This is a genomic window from Ruminococcoides intestinale, from assembly GCF_040095935.1.
In the GTDB taxonomy this organism is placed as follows: Bacteria; Bacillota; Clostridia; order Oscillospirales; family Acutalibacteraceae; genus Ruminococcoides; species Ruminococcoides intestinale.
Map to the genome: position 1 here is coordinate 68,438 of NZ_JBBMFQ010000002.1, position 14,266 is coordinate 82,703.

At 51.1% G+C, this 14,266-nt stretch carries 11 protein-coding genes and 2 pseudogenes; all 13 read right to left on the reverse strand.

Features of this window, described 5'->3' with window-relative positions:
* Positions 1-3,285: a YodL domain-containing protein gene (locus tag WMO31_RS04030; protein WP_367999255.1), complete on the reverse strand. Its 3,285-nt coding sequence runs from the start codon at positions 3,283-3,285 to the stop codon at positions 1-3.
* Between the two features lie 6 nt (positions 3,286-3,291).
* Positions 3,292-3,570, reverse strand: coding sequence for a hypothetical protein (locus WMO31_RS04035; RefSeq protein ID WP_004798047.1), 279 nt, complete (start codon positions 3,568-3,570; stop codon positions 3,292-3,294).
* Positions 3,567-5,675 carry a type IA DNA topoisomerase gene (locus tag WMO31_RS04040; protein ID WP_367999256.1) on the reverse strand — a complete coding sequence of 703 codons (2,109 nt, stop codon included), beginning with the start codon at positions 5,673-5,675 and terminating at the stop codon, positions 3,567-3,569. Before WMO31_RS04040 ends, WMO31_RS04035 begins: the two co-directional genes overlap by 4 nt.
* On the reverse strand, positions 5,662-5,865 hold the full coding sequence (locus tag WMO31_RS11285; protein WP_118077803.1) for a hypothetical protein: 204 nt from the start codon (positions 5,863-5,865) through the stop codon (positions 5,662-5,664). The genes WMO31_RS04040 and WMO31_RS11285 overlap by 14 nt, the downstream gene beginning before the upstream one ends.
* Positions 5,862-6,626, reverse strand: a pseudogene (locus WMO31_RS04050) (DUF4366 domain-containing protein). The gene WMO31_RS11285 and the pseudogene WMO31_RS04050 overlap by 4 nt, the downstream one beginning before the upstream one ends.
* Positions 6,616-6,873, reverse strand: a complete 258-nt coding sequence (locus WMO31_RS04055; protein WP_002576231.1) for a DUF4315 family protein — start codon at positions 6,871-6,873, stop codon at positions 6,616-6,618. Before WMO31_RS04055 ends, WMO31_RS04050 begins: the two are co-directional and overlap by 11 nt.
* Before the next feature lie 28 nt (positions 6,874-6,901).
* The gene (locus WMO31_RS04060) at positions 6,902-8,638 is read right to left on the reverse strand and encodes a C40 family peptidase (protein WP_066562193.1); all 1,737 of its coding nucleotides are present in this window, start codon (positions 8,636-8,638) and stop codon (positions 6,902-6,904) included.
* A complete protein-coding gene (locus tag WMO31_RS04065; RefSeq protein WP_040005130.1) occupies positions 8,631-9,014 on the reverse strand; it encodes a DUF3851 domain-containing protein in 384 nt (127 codons plus the stop codon). Before WMO31_RS04065 ends, WMO31_RS04060 begins: the two co-directional genes overlap by 8 nt.
* A complete protein-coding gene (locus WMO31_RS04070; protein ID WP_367999257.1) occupies positions 9,011-11,410 on the reverse strand; it encodes a VirB4-like conjugal transfer ATPase, CD1110 family in 2,400 nt (799 codons plus the stop codon). The genes WMO31_RS04065 and WMO31_RS04070 overlap by 4 nt, the downstream gene beginning before the upstream one ends.
* On the reverse strand, positions 11,367-11,822 hold the full coding sequence (locus WMO31_RS04075; protein WP_367999258.1) for a PrgI family protein: 456 nt from the start codon (positions 11,820-11,822) through the stop codon (positions 11,367-11,369). The genes WMO31_RS04070 and WMO31_RS04075 overlap by 44 nt, the downstream gene beginning before the upstream one ends.
* Before the next feature lie 20 nt (positions 11,823-11,842).
* Positions 11,843-12,712, reverse strand: a complete 870-nt coding sequence (locus tag WMO31_RS04080; protein WP_367999259.1) for a VirB6/TrbL-like conjugal transfer protein, CD1112 family — start codon at positions 12,710-12,712, stop codon at positions 11,843-11,845.
* Between the two features lie 68 nt (positions 12,713-12,780).
* Positions 12,781-12,999 carry a Maff2 family mobile element protein gene (locus WMO31_RS04085; protein ID WP_003525154.1) on the reverse strand — a complete coding sequence of 73 codons (219 nt, stop codon included), beginning with the start codon at positions 12,997-12,999 and terminating at the stop codon, positions 12,781-12,783.
* Positions 13,000-13,215: 216 nt separating this feature from the next.
* Positions 13,216-14,250: pseudogene (locus WMO31_RS04090) on the reverse strand (VirD4-like conjugal transfer protein, CD1115 family); the annotation flags it as partial.
* Between the last annotated feature and the right edge of the window lie 16 nt (positions 14,251-14,266).

Sequence of the window (14,266 nt, forward strand, 5' to 3'; positions counted from 1 at the left end):
TCAAATCTCCCTTTCCGCACTCTTTTTTGGCGCTATCTTTTTGTGTTCTGCCTTGGGCTGGCTTTTCAGCTGCTCCATGACGGACTTTTTCTTTTCCCGTTCCTCCCGATGGGCAGCGGTAGCCAAATCCATGAGGGAAATGGGCTGACCGCTACGGGCCTGCTGTTCCAGCTCTGCCACCGTAGGCTCTTTTGCGCCATTGTTGATGATACCGTCGATCATGCCGTAATCGTCCTCCACGGCCATCTCCGCATTTTTCAACGGATTTTCCGGCAGGAATCCGGGGATCTGGGTAAAACCAACACTGTCACAGTAATGACAGGATACCTTACCGTCCTGCTTGATCGCAACGATGTCACTGACACTCATAGAAGGACTGTGAAAATCCGCCGGCTTTTGCAGATTAAACTGCTCATATAGTTTTTCCAGCTGCTCCGGTACCGTGCCAGACTCCCTCAGCGGAGCTGTGTAAATGAGGTCATAATTGCTGCGGTCTATGGAAATGTCATGGGACTTTAACCAATCCAGATTCATAAAGCGCACATTCTGCGGATCGTCACGGCTCACCTGATAGATAGCAAAGCAATCTCTGTTCTGGGATAGAAATGCCTGTTCGCGTTCCTGCTGATGTTCCTGACGCTCCATGACCTTTTCGTGGAACTGAGGGCTTTTCTCCCATTCCTCACGGTCCACGCCAAAAAGACCGCCATGATCCATGATTTCCTGCGGGTCAAACACCATGCTCTCCGTATTGTCCTCATGCAGCACATAAACGGTCAAACCGGCAGCATCCAGTTCCAGCGCCCGTTCTCTGGTAACAGGGAACATCCCATCATAGGAGTAGCCGTATTCCTGCATATCTGGTGTGGAGACCTGCTCATCCGGCATGGGGTATTCATCCAGTGCCTGCTCCTGTGCTTCCGGCAGCTGGGAAGAAGCAGCCATCTGACTGGCCTCTGCCTGCATCTGCTGGTAGGCAGCTTCCTGCAAGGTCTCAATCATGGACAACGGTGCGTATTTTACCGAGTCTCTGCCCAAATCGTTGTCATCACAAATCTGGAGAACTGCCTTCATGCGGGAAATCTCCGGCATATCCAGCTGACCACCATCCAGCTCTTTCATGGATGCGGCATCGTAAAGGGTATAGTCCCAGCCGCTGTCACAGGACTGGATATGAAGATAGGTGGCATTGTCGATCAGAAACAAAGCCTCCTGCTGATTGGCGTCCGCCCCCAGCACTTCCATTTCCGGCATTGCCGCAGCCAGTTCCTTTACCGCTTTTTGCACCAGAGGATTATCACGGTAATAGTCGATTGCCTGGATGGTGTCTAGGTCAATGGTCTGGCCGGTCAAAATCGGAAAAGGTCCTTCATAGTCGCTTCCGTCTTTCAGCTCAAAACCAATGCCCTTGATCCCGTTCATTCGTTCTGCCGGAATCTCCTGATAAATGCGGATTGCTTCCTCCAAAGACAGGTTATCGTGGTATTCTCCGAGGTTTGGAAATTCCATGCACTCTGCTACATAGTAGGTCAGATCGCCGGTCTGCTGTCTATCAGATACCTTAGCGGCATCTTCTGGCTGCTCTATCGGGGCGGGTTCCGGCTCTACCTTTGCATGAGGGTCGATTCCGCGCTCTTTGCAGATTTCCTTATAGTGGCGCTCAATATCGGAGATCAAAGTGCCGGAGGTTTTGTTGATGGTCTCCAAACTGGCTCTCAGTTCTTTCAGCTCCTTGCCCTGACTCCAACTGGCAATATAGCCAAAGCTGTTTTCTCCTGTCTCAATTCCAAAATATTTGCAGACTGCATAGGAGATGCTTTCAGCCTCCACTTCTTCCGTGTGACGGTTTTTGATTGCCTGTTTTTCTGCGGTTGCATCTTCCTCAACTGCAAGACGCCATTCAAACTGATTTTCGTCCACATAGCGCCAATCCATATCAGAAGCAAACTGTTCGGCTTCTTTTTCTGTGGCAAAATCCAGCTTGAAATCATGCTTAGTTCCACCTTCACTCTCCAGCACAACCTTCCATGACGGTAGCATTTCATATTTTTTAGGGTCATGGAGCTTGCTGTGAGCAATCTCGTGAACCGTGGCCGAAACCGTCTGCACCTCGCTCATGCCCTGACGAATGGCAATTTTCTGATGATCAGCAGAAAAATAGCCGTCCGTATCGGCGGCCATTGCTTCAAAAGTAATCGGCACCGGTGCGCTGCGGCGCAGGGCCTCCATGAATGCCTCATAATTTGGCACATTGCCGGAAAGGGATGATGCAAGCTCAGGCAAAGGTTTCCCGTCGGTCTGGCTCACATCAAAGACCTTGACAGGGCGAAACATGGGAATCTCGATTTCTTTTTCCTCTGTGACGATCTTTCCGTCTTTATCCAGAATCGGAGCCTTGGTATCTGGGTCCAGCTTCTGCTCCTCGATTTTCTTCTTATACGGTGTGGGAGCGATGATGGTAATGCCATGCTCGCCCTTTTTTACATGACGCTCAAACTGGTCTTTCCACTTATTGTATCCGGCTACCAATGTGGCGTCCGGCTTCTGCATATAGATGAGCATGGTGTTGTTTACCGAATAGCGGTGGAAGCGGGACATAACGGACAGATAGCGCATATACTTTTCACTCTCAAACAGTTCTTTGATGCCCTGCTCGATGCCATCTGTGATTTCCCTTAGCCGTTCTCGGTTGGTGGGTTTGTTCTCAGCCATGATTTTCAATCTCCTTTCCAAGTGTGTGATTTCTGCTGTGTGTTCTGCAATCCATGCCTTTTGTTCTTCTTCACTTTCATAAAGAAAAAGGTCCAGCAGGTACTCTACATAGGCTTTCTTCTGGATTGCTTCCACAAAACGGGGGTGCGGTTCTTCCTCCGGTGTCCTGGGAGAACGGTCGGCTTCCCATTTTTTCAACAGATAGTAGTAATCGGACAGTACACGGTAACAGCGCTGTCGATCCTCCCGAAACTTCTGTGCCTCGGTTTTTTGCCGGACATATCTCCTGCGGGGCGGGGCCTGACTGTCATAGATCAGGCCAAAGTCCTGTGCCAGTTTCTCTGCCGCTTCTTTTGGGGAGAGGTTAAAGAGCTTTGCGGTAAAGTCGATCACATCCCCATCTGCACCACAGCCAAAGCAGTGGAACCGCTGGTCTACCTTCATGCTGGGATTCTTATCATCGTGAAAGGGACAGCAGGCCATGCCAGTTCGACTGACTTTTATCCCGTAAAACTCTGCCGCTTCTCTGGTGCTGACCGACTGCTTGACCGCTTCAAATACATTCTCTGCCATGTGCCTTTAACTGCCGGACTTTTTCACAGGGGGCTGGTATCCGGCGGCTTTTGCTCGCTCACTGGCAGCTTTGCGGCGCTCGGCGCTGTATGGCTCCCGGACTGATACACACCGCTTGGGGACAGTAAAGTTATGAGCGTCCTTTCGGGTGATCTGGTCGGGGTGCTTTTTTGCCAGCAGTTCCAGCTTCTCCATCAGACGGGGATCGTGGGTGTAGACCTCAGCCATTGGTTCTGCCTGGTTATAGAGGAGAATGGTTTCCCGTTCCACTAAAGAGAGCTTCATCGGCTGCCTCCTTTCCGCTGGTCAAATTCCAGCTTGAAGTTGGCATACTGTCCATCGTCCTCCAAAACCACAGTGGCATCGTAGGTCTTGCCGGTTTTCTCCGAATATAACCCCGTCACACGGACATGGCCATCGTTCAGCAGCGCAGACACCACAGCCTTGGTCGGCTGTTTTTTCTTGGCAGCCCACCATTTGTTGTTTTTCCAGATTGCAAATCTGCAAGAATCATTCTGACAGAAGAAGCCTTTTTGCAGTTCTGCAACTCCCCCACCGCAGCGAGGGCATTTGCCCACCACCTCGTGGGGCGGAGTGAACAGGTACTCAGTTCCCTTGATGACCTGATAAGTCCCCACCAGATCTTTCAGCATGGTGCTGATCCCGGCCAGAAACTCCTCTGGGGCAAGCTGCCCGCGCTCGATCTCTCCCAGGCGGTACTCCCACTCGGCAGTCAGAAGCGGCGATTGCAGTTGTTCCGGCAGCACTGTGATAAGGGAAACTGCATCGTGGGAAGGGAGAAGCTGCACCGTTTTCCTGCTCTTTTTTCGTTCCAGAAAACCGGCAGATACCAGCTTTTCCAAAATACCGGCACGGGTGGCCGGTGTCCCCAGACCTTTTCGCTCAGCATCCTCTGGCATATCATCTTTCCCGGCAGTCTCCATTGCGGACAATAGGGTGTCCTCCGTAAAGTGCTGAGGCGGACTGCTTTTGCCTTCTTTGACGATTGCCGCAGCAACCGAAAGGGTCTGGCCTTCGGTCAGCTCCGGCAGAGCTTTCTCTGCGCCCTCTTTTTTCGTCTCTGCATCCTTCATTTTGGCACGGTAAGCGTCCTCCAGTGCTTTCCATCCGGGATGCTTCACCGTTTTTCCTTTTGTGGTAAACTCCCCACCGGCACACGCTGCAATCACAACAGTTTCCGAATAGATATGGGGCTGGGCTACGGCGCACATCAGACGCAGGGCCACCAGCTCCAGCACCGCTTTTTCTCCCGCAGGAAGGGCAGAAAGGTCTGCATCCTTGAGATTTCTGGTAGGGATTACTGCGTGATGGTCGGTTACTTTCTTATCGTTGATGACCGTATGCGGATCACAGGTAATGGCGATCCCTTTGCGAAACGGCATAGCACTGGCAACCAGATTCACCAGCATCGGCAGGCTGTCTGCCATATCACCAGTCAGATAGCGGCTGTCAGTACGGGGATAGGTGCAGAGCTTCTTTTCATACAGGCTTTGTAGATAGTCCAGGGTCTGCTGGGCTGTAAATCCAAGCAGGCGGTTGGCATCTCTTTGCAGGGTAGTCAGGTCATAGAGGGCAGGCGGCTTTTCGGACTTTTCCTTGCACTCCACCTTTTTGATTGTGACATTTGCACCCTGACAGGTTTCTTTCAGCTGCTCAGCAGCGGCCTTATCCGCCATGCGCTCCCCGGATACGGTAAGACCGGGCAGCTCCAGCGCCACGGTATAAAAGGGAACCGGCTTAAAGATGTCGATCTCAGCTTCTCGCTGGACAATGAGCGCCAGTGTTGGGGACATCACGCGCCCGATGTTGAGGGTACGGTGATACAGCACGGAAAAAAGCCTTGTGGCATTGATTCCCACCAGCCAGTCGGCCTTGGCACGGCAGAGGGTAGCATCTCGAAGTCCGTCATAGTCCGCACCGGGGCGCAGGTTTGCAAAGCCTTCCCTTATGGCGGAGTCCTCCATCGAAGAAATCCAGAGCCTTTTCATCGGCTTCTTGCAACCTGCCAGCTCATAGACGCTGCGGAAGATCATCTCGCCCTCGCGTCCGGCATCACAGGCATTTACCACTTCCGTCACATCCGGGGCATTCATCAGCTTTTTGAGAATATCAAACTGCTTTTTCTTATCCTTTCCCACTACCATCTGCCAATGCTCCGGCAGAATAGGCAGATCATCATATCGCCACTTGGCATACTTGGGATCATAGCTGTCTGCATCCGCAAGACCGGCCAGATGACCCACGCACCAGCTGACACGCCAGCCGTTACCCTCCAGATACCCGTCCTTACGGACGGTTGCGCCGATCACCGCCGCCAAATTCTGGGCAACTGATGGTTTTTCGGCAATTACCAATTTATGTTGAGCCATGATGGTTCCTCCTCTCTTTGAGCCATCGGGACATTTCCCGGTGACAGATACCTACGCAGGGTCTTCCATAATTCCCGCAACCATAGCAGGGGTGGCTGTGGGGCAAAGAAGGAGGACGGGAAGTTTCCTTCCCGCCCTCCGGCCTGCGCGTCATCATGCGTTCATGGGGACTGTCTGTGAAACGGGTCATTTCACACTGTCCTCATCATCTTCTTCTGTGCTGCCCCCGTCAGCATCCGGTTCTTCCGACTCCTCACCCTCGGTTTCCCATTCCTCGGAATCTTCCTCTCCATAATCATAATCGTCCAGACTGTCATTGCCCTTGGTCTTAGGCTTGTTCTTAACGAGCTTCAAGTAGGCAAATACGCCACCGCCACCAAGCAGAGCCAGCAAAAGGACCAGCGCAGCCGGGTTCAATCCGGCAGGCTTCTCCTTTTCCGGCTCCGATGTTTCTGCCGGAGGTTCCGGTGCTTTGCCCGTACATTTACTCTTATCAGTTGCGCAGACCGGGCAGGCCGTATTGACTGCCCCTGCTTCACATTTTGTTGAACAGCTACACACAGCAGCCGGCTCCTCTTTGACATTTTCATCTTCCATCAGTGCCATCAAATCCGCTTCATCCACCTGGTTCAGAAAGTGAACAGCAGTCTTTTTATCCTCATTAGCCCTGTCGATCAAAATGTAAAAATAGTTGCCAGCCTTGGTGGTAACGGTAATGAGCTGCTTATTGCCACCAAAATCATCCACCAGAGCGGCATTGCCATCTGGTGTAAGTGCCGGTGCCGGTTATGTTTCTTCCACAATCACATTGCTGTCATTGGTAGAATCCTCTGCCGGTGCCGCCGGAGCCTGTTCTGACCCCTGTGCGAAAGCAGGGATCGTAAAGCCAAATGCCACAACCATTGTCAGGCAAAGGGCGGAAAGTGTTTTGCAAATTCTTTTATTCTTCATAAGCGGTAGCCTCCTGATTATTTGATTCCGACAGTGCTGTATCTCTGCCGTGGTTCATTCCACCGGAAAGCATAGCGTTCAGCTGTGCTGGAGTCATGCGTAGCGCACGAACCATCTGAACGATTTCCAGATTCTCTGCCTCCGTTTTCTGTGCTTCCAGGGTCTTGAGCTTTTCCTGATATTCCGCAATCTTCTCACGGGTTTTCTCAATTTCCTGGTCGATACGTTCAATTTTGTTTTTTGCCATAACCGTTCACTCCTTTCCACAAAGTCTGTTACCAGTTCATCAGACCATAGCCTTTAATGCTTTGATAATTCAGGTCATAACTTTTGATCTTGCAGGCATCGCCGGAATTTCCCTCCACGGTATAAACGCGGCTGCCATCCGTACCGATCACGATACCCACATGGTCTGCTGTCCCATCCAAATCCCAATCAAAGAAAATTGCATCTCCGGGAGCCAGATTGTTATAGCCTCTTGCACCCCATTGTCCATGAGACTGGAACCACGGAACACCTTGCCACTCACAGCCAGCAAAACGCGGCTCACTTTTTCCAGCCTGGTTATAACACCAGGATACAAAGCAGGCGCACCACTCCACGCGGCTGTCAAAGCCATACCAGCTCCAATAAGGATAGCCGCCCACATTGCCGACCTGACGCTTGGCCAGCTCCACCAGCTGCGGATTTCCGGGACGGGTTCCATTTACGAACTGCACACCGGTCAAGTCCTCGGAATTGCTCATGTCAGGGGAACCACCGCCAAACAACAGCGGCTTATTGCCCATGGTCTGCCGGTAAACCTGATACATTTCCATCTGCTCCGGGGTCAGTAACTCCGACGCCACAGCGGAAATGGGCTTGCTGGTGAGTTTCACATTCAAAATGTAATACTCATAGGGGACTTCTTCTGAGGTGGTCTCGCCGGTCTCCGGGTCGGTGGAGGTCTCCGTGCGGTAGCGAATCTCCACTTCCTCAGTAAGCGTCAGCTGATACTGTGCTGCAAACACACGCGCCAGCTCTGCCTGAGCGCTCTGCCGGGTGTAGCCTTGCAAAACGGCAGACAGAAATGCTGCCAGCTCATGAGGGTCATGACCGATCATACCAAGGTCATAGCGATACTCGTCATACCCTGGGTGGCTGCTTTCTATGTTGTCGATTTCCTCCTGCAACTGGGCTTCTCTGGCTGCATAATCTGCCTCCACCGCCAGCATTTCCGGGTCATCCGACGGATAGGTGGTGCCGGAGAGAACGGAACCGATGCTCTGCGCCATCATGGAGCAGGAGGACATGGTATTCATCAGCATACAGGTAATGAGGAACAAAACCCCTGCCATCAGGAAACCCTTCTTGTGGCGCATGACGAATGCCCCTGCCTGCTGTACCTTTTCTTTTACCGTCCTTGCGGCTTTTCCGGTTTTGGATGCAGCCTGGGCGGTATTTCCGGCAGTCTGACCGGCGTGTTTGGCGGCGGCATACTGCTTTTTGATGGCCTGCTTTTGCTGCCAGCGGGAAAGAGGGTTGCTGGCAAACTGGGGATTTTCCTGCAAAGATTTCTGGTACAGAACATTTACATTTGCCTTTTCCAGTTGACGCTCTGCCTGGGCTGCTTTGCGGTACGGCTTCAGCTTGTGGCTGCGATAGCCCTCCCGCACCAGATAAGCGCCGGTCTCCACCGCTTCCTCGGACTTGTGGGCGCTTTCCACGCCCACATTGTCCTGCTCTGTTTCCCGGATCTCTTTGTGGAGCTTGCCTGCGACCAGATGGACGGGAGCTTCCCTGACTCCTTGAGAAACTTTGGAAGGTGGCTTTTTCTTGTCCTCAAAGGTCAGCTTCGAGGTCTTTTTTCCGGTATCCGGGTCAATGACCGTCTGCCTGACCTTTTTCTTTGGGATATTGGCCTGCGCCTTATCTGCTCTGGCCGCAGCTTTCTCCGCTTTACGGATCGGCTTTTCCAGTGCAGGATCAGACCGTTCCTCATCAGTAAAGCGCAGGCGCGGCTCTTTATTCAAACCATTCTCCCAGCATGAGGGAGGACATCATGTAGTGCAGCTCTGCATAAATGGCCATTCCCACAGGATCGTTGAACATACAGCCGGACAGGTAGGCATAAAACTGTGCCACCACATCGGACAGGATCTTCGCCTCTGTTCCTTCCAGAATCAGGCCGCCCATACCTTCTTTAGCACGAATGGCGCTCCAGACCTCTGCCAGACGGAGAAGCCCCACCTGACCGGTCTCATTCAGTTCGGCTGCCTGATCTGCCGCCGTGCGGCACTCACTTACCGCATCGGCCATGACCGTAAGCAGCTGGCTGCGCTGGGCATTTACCGCCCTGTCAAAAAACATCAGCGGGTTTTTATTCAAAATGTTGGGGTTCATAATCATTCATCCTCCTTTTTCAATTCTTGAGGTTTGGTGGTCATAATGCGGTAAAGTTCGGTGTTCTTCGGGAAGTGGTCTACAAACGGCAGGATCGTGGAGCCATAGAACAGCAGGCCCTCGCCCTCACCGGAGTGGGTCACATAGCTAAGCTGGTGCGTGGAAATCCCCAGTTGCTTCGCCAAAATCTGACGGTCTCCGCCTGCCTGGTTAAGCATATACACGAAGTCCGAGTTTTCAAAGATGTTCTCTACCTCGCGGCTGCTCAAAAGGTCTTTGACATTCTGGGTGATACCTGTCGGAATACCGCCCCATTTTCTGAATCGCTTCCAGATTTCCACCGTATAGGCGGCGGTCTGCTCCTCCTTCAAAAGCAGGTGCATCTCGTCGATGTAGTAACGGGTGGACTTGTGGGCGGCACGGTTGATGGTAACGCGGTTCCATACCTGATCCTGAACCACCAGCATACCGATTTTTTTAAGCTGCTTGCCCAGTTCCTTGATGTCATAGCAGACAATCCGGTTATCAATGTCCACATTGCTCTGATGATTGAACACATTCAAAGAACCCGTTACATAGATTTCCAATGCCGTTGCAATGTACTGAGCTTCTTTTTCTTCCTGCTCCCGCAACAGGTTATAAAGGTCCTCCAAAATCGGCATATTCTCCGGCTTCGGGTCATTGAGATATTCGTTGTAAACCAACCGTACACAACGGTCAATAATGGTTTTCTGCACCGGCTGCAAGCCCTCCTTACCGCCCACGATCAGCTCACACAAGCTGAGGATAAAGTCAGACTTGAGTGACAGCGGGCTTTCATCATCCGAATAGTCCAGATTCAGATCCATCGGATTGATATAGTTGGTTGAAGTAGGTGAGATCTTGATGACCTGCCCATGCAGACGCTCAACAAGAGGTGCGTACTCCGCTTCCGGGTCACAGATAATGACATCATCGCTGGTAAGCAAAAAGCAGTTGGCAATTTCTCGTTTTGCGCTGAAGGACTTACCGGAACCCGGCGTACCCAGAATCAGGCCGTTGGGGTTTTTCAGCAGCTTTCTGTCCACCATGATGAGGTTGTTGGACAGAGCATTGATGCCGTAGTACAGAGCTTCTTTCCCGTTCTGGAACAGTTCCTGCGTAGTAAAGGGCACAAAGATAGCTGTGGAACTGGTGGTCAGTCCTCGCTGAATCTCAATCTGATTGAGACCCAGAGGCAAACAGCTCATCAGCCCTTCTTCCTGCTGGAAGTCCAGCCTGGTCAACTGACAGTTATACTTCTGGGCAATAGAGCCTGCCTGAAAGATGTTGTTGCCAAGCTGACGGGGATTGTCCGCTGTGTTCAGCACCAGAAAAGTCAAAAGGAACATTCTCTCGTTGCGGCTCTGCAAATCCTGCAAGAGTTTTTTCGCTTCACTGCCGTAGGTAGCAAGGTCAGATGGAATGATGTCCATGTCGTATCCGGCACGGACTGCTTTTTTCTGTTCCTCGATCTTGCTGCGGTCCAGGTCGGTAATCTTTCGCTTTACCGTTTTGATGGCTTTCACCTGATCCACCGACTGAATGTGCATACTCACAATGAGCGAGCTTTCCATATCCAGAAAATCAGCCAGCAAACGGTCATTCAGTTCCGGTGCGAGAATCTGCAAAAAAGAAACAGCCCCGTATTTCTTACCCATACGGAACTGCTTGCCGGTGCGGAACTCAAAGGAGCTTGGTGCAATAAAATCCTTTGTGGACAGACCGGAAGGAGCCAGCCAGTCCCATTCAAACTGAAACGGGAGTTGTTCATCCATGTGGAATACCGCATGAAGCTGAAAAAGCCTTTCTTTACCGTCCAGCGTTCTGGCAGCTACACCAAGACGCTTAAAGTTATTAAGTATATCGGTCTCAATACGCTCCAGACGGGGTTTGGCGGCTTTGATGCTGTCCGCGTCGATACCAAAGGTCAGGTATTTGGTCTTGATGAGACCGTTGTTACCTCTGGCCAGCTGATTTTGCAGCATTGTGGTGTATTCCTCGCGGATACTGTCAAAGGCGTCCCTCTGGGGCGGGATGGAAATGGAGTTAGCAAAGGTCTCCTCCGATGCCGCAAGGTTCAAAAAAGACAGCTGGAAATGAATCGAGCTGTCAAAATAATTGAGAAAATCACACCACCCCTCAAAGATTGCCGTCTTATCTTCGTTTTGGGAGAGCTGATAGTTGATGTCCTGAAACTGGATGGTCTTTGTGTAGTGGCTGTCCGATACGCGGCAGATTCCGTCCGGCCACATCCGTTCATAAGAGATACTGTCCTGCGCAGATTTTCCTTTTTTGTCCGTGCGGTTAGCGCGGGCAATGGCCGCTTCGATCTGCTTCTTATCGGCGCGGGACAGCTTTTTCTTTGTCTTTACCGGCTGCACAGTTTTTTCCTCGGTTTTTCCGAACATCCGATGCAGCCATTTTTTTATTGCGGTGAACAATGTCATACACCTCCTTATCGAGCATTTCCTGCCGCTTTAATACGGCATAAAAGTTGTTGGTCTGGTAAGGTCGCTGCTTTGGACGGATCACAGCTACTTTGAGAATGTTGCCCACGATCTTTTCCAGGGGCTGTCCATGCTTTTCGTACATAGCCAGCATAAAGAAGGGCAGCATAACCAGCATCATACACATAGCCGCTACACTGTTTCCGGTAGGGTTTCTGAGCAAAAAGAAAAGCGGTACGCCAATAAGCGCTCCGCCCGTGAAGCAGATAAGCTGCCGCTTGGTCAGATTGAACATGACCTTTGTTTTGACTTTTGTTAAGTCCTTGGGTACGGGTACATAAGCCAATGTGGAAACCTCCTTCCGTTTTAGTGTGCCTGAAAGACTGATTTTGCGAGACTGCCGGTTTTGAACAGCGTAAAACATAGCAGTACGGTGTAGCCCACGCAGCTCCAGATTGCCATGATGATGTCATCTTCCAGAGCGATGTTCTGCACCAGCACAGCATAAATTGCCACGCAGACGATAATGAGAAACGCCTGAAAGCCCAGTGCCAGCAGAGATCGGAGGTAATTCTGTCCCATACCGCCCCATTCTTTGCCCATTATTGCAGCCATTGGAACGGGAGCCACCGAAGTTACAAGGTAGATCTCGATCATACGGCCATAAATAACGATAAAGATACAGATATACAACGCCCACATGGTAATGCCAATAAAGAGGGATTGGAACCACAGTCCGAACAGCGGTCCCAAATCCATTTCCATCAGCCTCGGTTCCAGATCGGTCATAACTGAGGAAATGTCAATGGACGCATCCGAATTGATAATCCCTGCCGCCTGCGCCACCACGCTCTGCGCCATATCAAAGACGCCCATCACGATATTCCATGTGTTTGTGACAATGAGGATGGCGGCAGCTGATTTGAACACCCACTTGAAAATCATCCAGGTATCCACATCATGCAGGTTGTTCTTGTCTGCAATCATCTGGATCAGGTCTACGGTCATCACGATAGCCAGGATCACACCTGCAATCGGCACCATGATGGAGTTTGACAGATTCTCAATCATATTGAAAATACTGCCATTCCATCCCTGTGGGGTCTGTCCTACCTGTACGGATATATCCGCGACCTGTTGGTTTACGCTGTCAAACATCCCCGAAAGGTTACTCATAATACCGCCCACCAGCATTTCTTTCAGCCAATTTGTCAGGGCTTCAAGTAAGAAATCCATACGGTGTCAACCTCCTTTCCGCCGCCCCGCAGAACTGCGGGAGCGGCAAGGATTTCATGCAGGAACGCTTAGACAGAGAACAGCCCGGAGAGCAGAGGTACAAGAACCATACCAACAACGGCTACACCAGCACCGGCCATAAGCTGCTTCATTCCCTGAGACTTGGCGCCAGGGTTGTCGTTGCCGTAACCTTCCAACAGGTTGATGACACCCCAGATACCAAGACCAGCACCCAGAGCGATAACGAGAGTCTGAAGAACGGTAATTGCCTGTTCAAAAAATGCCATAAATAATATTAGCCGGAATCATTTGAATGATTAGTTAGGTTTGTTTCATAAGCGCACAAAAGCCGGAACAATCTGCCCTCGATATATGAGAGCCTGATTCCGGCTGTCCTCCTTTTTCATTATTTTGTTGATGATTGCCCGCTTTGTACGCCAATGGCCTCAACAGAGGCAGTTGCGGCAAATAGATACGATCACTCCTTTCTCAGCGGAACCGTATTACACACCCTCCGTGTCTACTTCATATACATCGCAGACCTCATCAGGCTTGAGTTTTAGTCTGGCAGACAAAAATGCTTCAATATCAAAGATATTTCGCTTGTCTGCATCAGCTGTGTATTTGAAATTAGGGTGTCTGGTAATGTCATACTTGTCTGAAAGAAACGGACGCACACCGCGCAACTGCAAGATGCACTTGCCGCCATCCATAACTGCCAGCTCGTCCTGGCTCATCAGCTCTTTTCCCAATTTCTGATAGTTGAGCGAGTGGGAGGTCTCCCGTCCCCGGCTCTCTCCTGTGTTGTAAGTGTCTATGGTCTCCTTTCCCAGAACAGCCGCCAGCTCTTTCAGCGTTGTTGGCTCTTTGCCACCCAGGAAGATGGAAGTATCCATATTGCCGATGATGGTATCGGCATTATCTTTGTAAATTGCCTTGAGCTGGCTCTGTGCCTGCAACACCAGACAGGCAGAGATTTCACGGCTTCGGATGGTGGCCACCAACTTTTCCAGCTTCGGAATCTGCCCGATGTTGGCACACTCATCAATCAGACAGCGCACATGAACCGGAAGCCTGCCGCCATACACATCGTCGGCCTTTTCACAAAGCAGGTTGAATAACTGGGTGTAGCACATGGAAATGAGAAAGTTAAAACTGTCATCCGTATCACTCATAATGAGGAACAGAGCCGTTTTTCTGTCTCCCAGCGTATCCAGTTCCAACTCATCGTAGGATGTAACCTCGCGCAGCTCCGCAATATCAAATACGGCAAGGCGCGCACCGCAGGAAATCAAAATTGACTTGGCTGTTTTGCCGGCTGCCAGCTTATATTTCTTATACTGCCGCACCGCAAAGTGGTTTGGCTTTTCCGATTCCAGTGCATCGAACATCAAATCCACAGGATTTTTGAACTCCTCATCATCCTCCCGGACCTCCATCGCATTGATAAACTCAATCAGTGTGGAGAAGTTTTGCTCCTCCACCGGAGCTTCATAGTGGATATATCCGATCAATGCGCAATACAGCAATGTTTCCGCCTATAGTGATAGGTAA

Bases quoted from the DNA above. Each gene is read 5' to 3' on its own strand.
- WMO31_RS04035 (WP_004798047.1), bottom strand. From the start codon at position 3,570: ATGAAGCTCTCTTTAGTGGAACGGGAAACCATTCTCCTCTATAACCAG.
- WMO31_RS04080 (WP_367999259.1), bottom strand. From the start codon at position 12,712: ATGGATTTCTTACTTGAAGCCCTGACAAATTGGCTGAAAGAAATGCTG.
- WMO31_RS04030 (WP_367999255.1), bottom strand. From the start codon at position 3,285: ATGGCAGAGAATGTATTTGAAGCGGTCAAGCAGTCGGTCAGCACCAGA.
- WMO31_RS04055 (WP_002576231.1), bottom strand. From the start codon at position 6,873: ATGGCAAAAAACAAAATTGAACGTATCGACCAGGAAATTGAGAAAACC.
- WMO31_RS04065 (WP_040005130.1), bottom strand. From the start codon at position 9,014: ATGATTATGAACCCCAACATTTTGAATAAAAACCCGCTGATGTTTTTT.
- WMO31_RS11285 (WP_118077803.1), bottom strand. From the start codon at position 5,865: ATGACCCGTTTCACAGACAGTCCCCATGAACGCATGATGACGCGCAGG.
- WMO31_RS04085 (WP_003525154.1), bottom strand. From the start codon at position 12,999: ATGGCATTTTTTGAACAGGCAATTACCGTTCTTCAGACTCTCGTTATC.
- WMO31_RS04040 (WP_367999256.1), bottom strand. From the start codon at position 5,675: ATGGCTCAACATAAATTGGTAATTGCCGAAAAACCATCAGTTGCCCAG.